At 40.3% G+C, this 6,899-nt stretch carries 7 protein-coding genes; 3 read left to right on the forward strand and 4 right to left on the reverse strand.

Features of this window, described 5'->3' with window-relative positions; genetic code table 11:
• Window positions 1-130: 130 nt before the first annotated feature.
• A complete protein-coding gene (locus A1QC_RS05905) occupies window positions 131-862 on the reverse strand; it encodes a DUF1499 domain-containing protein (protein ID WP_017025259.1) in 732 nt (243 codons plus the stop codon).
• A gap of 123 nt (window positions 863-985) precedes the next feature.
• Window positions 986-1,873 carry a LysR family transcriptional regulator gene (locus A1QC_RS05910; RefSeq protein ID WP_017025260.1) on the reverse strand — a complete coding sequence of 296 codons (888 nt, stop codon included), beginning with the start codon at window positions 1,871-1,873 and terminating at the stop codon, window positions 986-988.
• 132 nt (window positions 1,874-2,005) lie between these two features.
• On the opposite strand from A1QC_RS05910, the gene A1QC_RS05915 reads away from it, so the two are divergent.
• Window positions 2,006-3,262 carry an adenylosuccinate synthase gene (locus A1QC_RS05915; RefSeq protein WP_017025261.1) on the forward strand — a complete coding sequence of 419 codons (1,257 nt, stop codon included), beginning with the start codon at window positions 2,006-2,008 and terminating at the stop codon, window positions 3,260-3,262.
• A 223-nt stretch (window positions 3,263-3,485) separates the two neighbouring features.
• Entirely contained in the window at window positions 3,486-4,184 is a 699-nt protein-coding gene (locus tag A1QC_RS05920; protein WP_017025262.1) for a hypothetical protein, read from the forward strand.
• A gap of 112 nt (window positions 4,185-4,296) precedes the next feature.
• Here the strand turns inward: A1QC_RS05920 and A1QC_RS05925 are convergent, their stop codons facing one another.
• On the reverse strand, window positions 4,297-4,629 hold the full coding sequence (locus A1QC_RS05925) for a hypothetical protein (protein ID WP_017025263.1): 333 nt from the start codon (window positions 4,627-4,629) through the stop codon (window positions 4,297-4,299).
• A 512-nt stretch (window positions 4,630-5,141) separates the two neighbouring features.
• Here A1QC_RS05925 and A1QC_RS05930 point away from each other — a divergent pair.
• Window positions 5,142-6,455, forward strand: coding sequence for a tyrosine-type recombinase/integrase (locus A1QC_RS05930; protein WP_017025264.1), 1,314 nt, complete (start codon window positions 5,142-5,144; stop codon window positions 6,453-6,455).
• 12 nt (window positions 6,456-6,467) lie between these two features.
• Here A1QC_RS05930 and A1QC_RS15515 read toward each other — a convergent pair.
• A partial coding sequence (locus tag A1QC_RS15515) for a hypothetical protein (protein WP_026025837.1) occupies window positions 6,468-6,899 on the reverse strand: 432 nt, incomplete at its 5' end.

Consider the following 6,899-nt stretch of genomic DNA (forward strand, 5'->3'; position numbering starts at 1 on the left):
CAAGTTTCTATGCTGATGAATGCCCTTATAGTAGCGACATCCACCACACTAGTAAACTAGTTGACTGATACAATATTGAAAAATTGTCATTTTATCGCCGATTATAATGAAAACCATACTCAACCATAAATTAGAAAGATTGAATAAACTCTCTAATTCGATTGGCATTCACGCCTCTATCACCACGGCCAATTCTAGACACACTGCGGATATCAATTCTGGTGGTACTCTTGAGTTCAGTAACCACTACGACAATATCATCGGCAAATTGGAAAACCGGCGTTCGGGCTGTGGCTTCAAAACGTAACTTTTTGAAATCTTGTGACACGATTTCCCACCCCATTGATTTTCCAACATTCAATGCTTGTTGAAACGCCTCACTGGCAGGCGTAGACACATAAATAGGCGCAATGTCTGAATAAGCCAAGTGTTGTTGTTCGGCAACCTTTGAACCGCCATAAACTAAACTGTTTTTAGCTCCTGGGCGATGATCATCTAAGGTAATAAATTGCGGAGGATTAACCGTATCGGTAGTAATGTCATGAATCGGTGGATATTGCTTAGGTGGGTGCATTTTTCCATAAAGCATGGGTGCCAACAGCCCTAACCCAATTAAAAGCGCAACGAAAGATTTAACAACCCCTGCGCCATTAGAAGAAGACAACTGATAAGCCAACCCAATCGCGCTTAAGGTCACGACCATATAAGCAATGGGATTCATATAATTGCGAATATAACCAAACCCAACAATGGGATCCCATAAACCTAGATGAGCACCAAACATCATAACCGCAACACTCAACGCTGCAAGAATGGCGATAATTAACACTAAGCTACCAAAGCGTGAAGACCGATGTTTCATACAAATTCCTTTTCTTAAACTGTGCCCAAAGTCATTGAAGGGTATAGCATAATCTATTCTATAAAAAATCATACAAAAAGGATTAGCCAATATTTAGTAGCTCCATTACCGAATATGAGGTGTTTATTGCCTGCGTGAAATCTCTTCATTAACCCAATGCAACAATTGCTTAGTCGCCTTAGATAACACCTGATTTTGACGCACAATATAGCCTAAACTGGTACTCGGAAATTGCGGTAAGGGGGTCACTTTGGTGGTTAAACCCGGCTTAGTATAAAGTGAAAATTCCGGTACAATCGCCACACCAAATCCCGCTTCTGCCCAGTCTATCTGCGCATCCACACTGCCCACTTCCATGATCCGATATTTCGGTAAATTTAATGATGGTAACGCGCTATCCAGTAAGTCTCGGGTTCGGGTATCGTGTCCTAATAAAATCAGTGTTGGAAGTTCAGTTAAAGAGGCATCATCAATGTATTTTGCTTGTTGCCACAACTCTAAATCATTACCCAGAGCGCACCATTTTACTTGTTGAAGCTCAGTAAAATGCAAAGGCTCACTTTCTTTTTGCGCGATCACAAATCCTAAATCGGCTTCTGCACTTTTGACCAGGCTGGATGCTTGCGATGAGGTGGTATTCAGCAATGAAAAATCAATTCCCGGAAATTCAGCTTTAAATAGCTGAAAAGGCTCAATCAACAATAATCGAGAAATAATGTCACTCGCCGCAATGGTTAGTGTGCCTTGGCTCAAATTATTAATCGCATTCAAATCGGACTGACAAACCTGCAATTCCCACAGTGCTTTTTTCGACGATTCCAATAAGCGCAGTCCCGCTTGCGTTAAACAAAATGGGTTACGCTCAATCAATTTCACACGGGTGGTTTTTTCGAGTTGTTTAATGTGAAGGCTCACATTGGGTTGAGTCATATGTAATGCATTGGCGGTTTTACCAAAATGCTTTAATTCAGCCAATGTCACAAAGGTTTTTAACCAATGAATATCTAACATATCTTCACCTTATGCGTTATTTTTAGTCAAAAATTGATATGGAATCCTTATCAAGATGATAATTATAATTAATTTCTCTTATTTATATAGGGCGCTTACCATGATTGTTCAAATCAATTTGGAGATGAAATTATGCCGTCTATTGTTGTTGTAGGTGCTAACTGGGGTGACGAAGGTAAAGGCCGTATCGTTGATTTTTTAGCTGAAGATGCCTCTGCAAGCATTCGCTTTCAAGGTGGTAACAATGCTGGCCATACCGTGGTAAATGACTTTGGTACCTTTAAATTACACCAATTACCAAGCGGTATTTTCAATCCAAATTGTATTGCGGTACTTGGCCCTGGCATGGTGATTAGCCCCGCTGCATTAAGCGAAGAAATTGCCGAAGTAAAAACCGCTGGTGTTGACGTGAAATTGTGCATTTCAGATCGTGCAACCTTATGTCTGCCTTTGCATGCCCTTGAAGATACGTTAGAAGAATTGCGCCTAGGCGATGCCGCTTACGGCTCAACCCGCCAAGGTATTGCGCCGGCGTATGGCGATCGCGTCATGAAGAAAGGCATTCTTGTGGGCTGGTTAAACCAACCGGAAGTATTGCAAGAACGTATTCAATTTATGCTGGATTGGAAAATGCCACAGCTAAAAGCTTTATACCCAAGCTGTGATTTTTCTCAAAGCGCCGAAGAGATGACACAATGGCTATTAGAAGTCACGGCAGCTTGGCGTCCATTTATTTGTAATGTCACCGAGCCTTTAAAAGCACTACAAAAACAACAAGCCAATTTGTTGTTTGAAGCTCAACTAGGTGCAGGCCGTGATTTAGTATATGGCGAATACCCTTACACCACATCTTCCAATGTCACCGCGGCTTATGCCGGTATTGGTAGTGGTTTACCTGCCCTTCGCCCAGAGCGTATTGTCGCGGTTGCTAAATCTTTCAGCTCATCGGTTGGTACAGGTACATTAGTGACCGCTATGGAAGAGCAAGATAATTTCCGTGAAAGTGCCAATGAATATGGCGCAGTGACGGGTCGCCCTCGTGATATGGGATATTTTGATGCCGTCGCCACTCGTAATGGCGTTGAATTACAAGCGGCAACTGAAATCGCATTAACCAAAATTGATTGCTTAACCGGCATGAAAGATTTAAAGATCTGCGTTGCGTATGCAGGCGATCACAGTGAAAACCCAATCTGGCCTCAAACCGCAGCATTAAGCCCGGTTTACGAAGACATGCAAAGTTGGGATGAAGACATCACCACTTGTCGCACTTTTGAAAGCCTGCCGGTTGCTGCACAACGTTATGTTGAACGTATTGAAGCATTAATGGGCGTACCAGTTAGCATGGTTTCGGTTGGCCCAGAACGCGAGCAAATGATCATTCGTTAACAGATAACTACCGACACCACATCGTAAAACACCCTCAAATAATCTATTACGTTATCTGAGGGTGTTAAATGAAAATCGAAAATACAATAACAAAAATATCATTTACATCTTATTAAGATATCCCTCTCAATCCGCCCATCTAGTCTAATGATGATCTTTCGACCCTATAGCCAACCAAACCATAAAATCATATAAAGCCACTGATAACACTTGAGGCTTAATGATGAAAAAATTTCTTTCCATTGCGGCCGTAACCTTCCTGACAGGCTGTGCCAATCAAGCACCTTTGCCCCTTCTATCTCCGGCATTAAGCATAAAAGATGACACGCTCATTTATGATGGAATGATCACTGGAGATGGAGTGCTCGAAGCTCTACGCATGATAAGAAACAATCATATTGAAATAACGAAACTGCAAGTCACTAGCCCTGGCGGAATGATCGAATCTGGTATTGAATTTGGGTATTTTATTAAAGAGAAGAACCTTGATCTCATTATTACTAAACTGTGCTTTTCTGCTTGTGCCAATTATTTACTGCCTGCTGCTCACAGTGTGAAGATCGAAAAAGACACATTACTTGGCTGGCACGGCGGCGCAAGACAAAGTGACCACCTCTGGAAGCAAAGCGTACCTGAAGCTCAATGGAAGGGGTATTACCCTTACCTCGAGAGACTAAGGGAAAAAGAATTCCAATTCTTTCAGTATATTGATGTCGCCCCCAATATCGTCACTTATGGTCAAACCAAACTAAACACTTGCCAAAAAGCAAAACAAACCATGGGATGGTATTACACTCTTGATGACATGAAAGCCATGAGACTCCCCCCCATCGAGATTGAAGGTGGTGTCTTGTTAGAATCGCTTATGTATCAAGATGACAAGATCACTTCATGCCAAATGCCAGCTATTTTTACAAAATAAGCTTGGCAGCAGATAAAATGTACAATCGATATGCAAATTAAGAGCGATCGCTCCCAAAGATTTAGGTCATTTAGAAAGACTGATACCGATTAAGTTTGTTAGGTGAAATTCTCTATGACAACCACACCATTAAACCACTTACAAGCAACAATAAAATTCCTGCTATACCAACAGAAAACGTAAAGCTCATTCGGTTATGCTTATCTTCTGGATCTTCTTCACGGCTGACTAATTCTCGATGGGTGATAAGAGACATGAAATGTTGGTTCATTGGATGACTACCATCATAAGCGAGATAGGCAATAACAATTGCAGCAACACCACAGAACGCAACATAGTCAACAAGAACAATCGTTGCTAAATAGGGTACAAACCAACGACCAAGGATACCTATGGCCACAATTGCCACAAGCGCATATAAGATTCCAAGAATGAATGTTTTCACGATGACTCCTTCCACCTAACAGAATAGTAGCAAGAAACCCGAATAAATTTTATACACGATCTCTGCTAATCAATTCATTTATCAGCAAAAGATATCCTAGTAATGGATTTTTAAAATCATTTAAACGATTTTATGCGATCGAGAAAGCGAGAACTCGGTTTAGCGAGTCAATTGTGACTGTGATGATCTTTAACATGAATGTCGCTGGTGTTGTCAGCACGAACAACAGCGCCATATAGGCACCACGAAGCATGATATATAAACGGCAAAAACAAAAACCCCAGATAACTCATTAAGTTATCTGGGGTTTATTTTGTATATGGTACGCCCTACAGGATTTTAAAAGATCCTTTAACTCGGCTTAACTCACGTTAATTTACCTTAATAATCATATCGTTACACATCATTATTCGTTATTTTAAGTTTAATGAAAATTAACCAAAATAGCCTATTTTTACTGTCTTCGGCACGGCATAGGCACGGCAGAAATGATTATATAGAAGAGTAAAGACATGTCTTATAGCTTTAATTTTACAAAAAACTCACTCGTAAACATCGAGCCAGCATCAACACGAAAAAGGTACCGTGATTCGGGAGGCACTAGTAGCGTCCATGGACTGGGCTTAGAAGTAACCAAAACAGGCACTAAAACATTTAATTTCATTCAAAAGGTAAATGGTAAAAACCTGCAAGTAACTTTAGGCCGCTTCCCTGAAATTACCGTTGAGCAAGCTCGTAGACTCGCAAGAGAAGTTGTACATAAAATTGCTTCTGGTGTTAACCCTAATGAAGAAAAACGAACCGCTCGTAACTACACCACTTTTGAGCAACTATTCGAATACTATGAAGCTTCATTCAAACTCGATATCAAAGCAGGCAAACGCAGAGAAAGCAGCTTAAAAGGCCATGAAATCTTATATCGACTTCACATCAGGCCAAAACTTGGTAAACGCACCATTGATAATTTTGCCAAAGACGAAGCCAAAACTTTTCTGCAAAATATATTGGCTAAAAAAGGCTATAGCTTACACAACCATTCCTTAACCTTGCTTAAATCCATGTTCAATCGTGCAGACATTGAAAACAACCCATTTGCGACATTAAAGAAAATTGATGAAAGCGTATTTAGGCGTGAGCGTACCCTCTCAAAAGAAGAGCTTTGCCGCCTACTCGACTCGCTTGAACAAGAAGAGCCGATTTATCAAGATTGCATCTTGCTACTTCTACTTACAGGCCAACGAAAATCTAACGTATTAGCGATGGAATGGAGTGAAATAAACAAAGACGCTCGAACATGGGTTATCCCCGTGAACAAAATCAAGACCAAGAAACCGCATGTTGTGCCCCTATCTCATGAAGCAATGAAAGTATTAGAAAGACGGTCTCTTGAAGCGGAAAAAGGCCAACAGTATGTATTTCCAAGCACGAGAAGTGCAACGGGTCATATTGCAGATAAAAGCGGAATCGGCGGATTTTGGAATAGAATAACCAAACGAGCTGGTTTATATGATCCGAATGATGCGAGTAAAAATTTACAGGTACACGATTTAAGGCGAACCCTAGCTACCTATCAAGTGACTTCTGGCGGTTCACTTCAAGCAACAAGCCGACTTTTAGGCCACTCCAATATTGGCGTTACCGCGAGTGTTTACGCGCACCTTTCGGTTGACCATATCCGAACAGAGCTAGAACACACGACTCGTTATATGCTGAGTTCGCCTTCCGAAACCGAATTAAACCGAATCAAAGCAGAAATCTCTAGGTTAACCCAAACCGAACAAGCCGAATTGTTTCGGTTTATGCAGGAAACTATTGGGTTAAATTAGGGCTATATATTTTCAATTGGAAAGGAAATTAACAATATTGGATTCTAAATTGTTGATTTCCGTTTCAAATAGGCTTTCTAAATGCTGGTAAATTTTTTTCTCAGTAATAAGTTGAACACCATTATTATTAGCAACCAATTGATTATAAAGATTCTTTGCTTTTTTGATTTCTGATTTCCCATCAATCCTTTCTACTTTAGGTATAACAGGATCATCTAAATTATATCGGTTAAATATTACAGACTCAATATTATCAAATGGTAAAAAATGAACATTGTTCATCCCTTCATGATAACTTTTATGACGCTGATCGCCATCTAAAATAGCCAAAATATCATTATCTTTTCCTAAAAATTCTTGCACTGAATTTCTTTTCATCAAATCTATAACCTGAGCTCCCCCTCCTATGTAAATAACCTCATGAGTATAAAAAATTTCACTATG

Source organism: Vibrio rumoiensis 1S-45 (genome assembly GCF_000286955.2).
GTDB lineage: Bacteria > Pseudomonadota > Gammaproteobacteria > Enterobacterales > Vibrionaceae > Vibrio > Vibrio rumoiensis_A.

Excerpts from the sequence above, each read along its gene's own strand:
- A1QC_RS05910 (WP_017025260.1), bottom strand. The coding sequence starts at position 1,873 with ATGTTAGATATTCATTGGTTAAAAACCTTTGTGACATTGGCTGAATTA.
- A1QC_RS05930 (WP_017025264.1), top strand. The coding sequence starts at position 5,142 with ATGTCTTATAGCTTTAATTTTACAAAAAACTCACTCGTAAACATCGAG.
- A1QC_RS05905 (WP_017025259.1), bottom strand. The coding sequence starts at position 862 with ATGAAACATCGGTCTTCACGCTTTGGTAGCTTAGTGTTAATTATCGCC.
- A1QC_RS05915 (WP_017025261.1), top strand. The coding sequence starts at position 2,006 with ATGCCGTCTATTGTTGTTGTAGGTGCTAACTGGGGTGACGAAGGTAAA.
- A1QC_RS05920 (WP_017025262.1), top strand. The coding sequence starts at position 3,486 with ATGAAAAAATTTCTTTCCATTGCGGCCGTAACCTTCCTGACAGGCTGT.